The sequence below is a fragment of the Ramlibacter aquaticus genome, assembly GCF_015159745.1.
GTDB lineage: Bacteria > Pseudomonadota > Gammaproteobacteria > Burkholderiales > Burkholderiaceae_C > Ramlibacter > Ramlibacter aquaticus.
The window spans coordinates 1-459 of the sequence record NZ_JADDOJ010000187.1 but is presented as its reverse complement, the minus strand read 5'-3'; the positions used below and the strand labels follow the sequence as shown (position 1 = coordinate 459).

Annotated in this window: 1 protein-coding gene; it reads left to right on the top strand. The window is 51.6% G+C overall.

What is annotated here, in order from left to right; genetic code table 11:
- Window positions 1–213: 213 nt before the first annotated feature.
- Window positions 214–459: hypothetical protein (locus IM725_RS20565; protein ID WP_227753990.1), on the top strand; the 246-nt coding region annotated here is incomplete at its 3' end.

Sequence of the window (459 nt, the reverse complement as noted above, 5' to 3'; positions counted from 1 at the left end):
GAATACGAGTTCCGACAGCTTTAGCGTCATAGGTGATCTTTTTGCCAGTTTTTCGCATGCGCATTTCGCATCGAACTCTGTCGAAGGTTCCTCGTACAGCTATTTGCTGCGCTAGGGCTCTTTAAAAATCCGTATTCACGTAACACACACCCTCAAGGGCACGCCTAATGCCCCTTGGGACATGGCTGCCTCATTTTTCAAGGAGATACAGCCATGTCAGATAGTCAAAAACGTCTTCCTTTGAAGGACGAGGTTGCCGATATTGTTAAGCACGCTGGTGGTTGGTTAAACGTCATCGAACGTGTAGCCCCTATCCTCGCGCCCGCAATTCGACATCATGGTCACGGCGTAGATTGTCCTTTCCCAGAGCGTCATCGGGAAGGCGGCGGTCGTGACTCCTTCAGGTTTTCCGAAAAGGCGGACCATGAAGGCCGGGCCATTTGCTCCTGCAACCAGGAC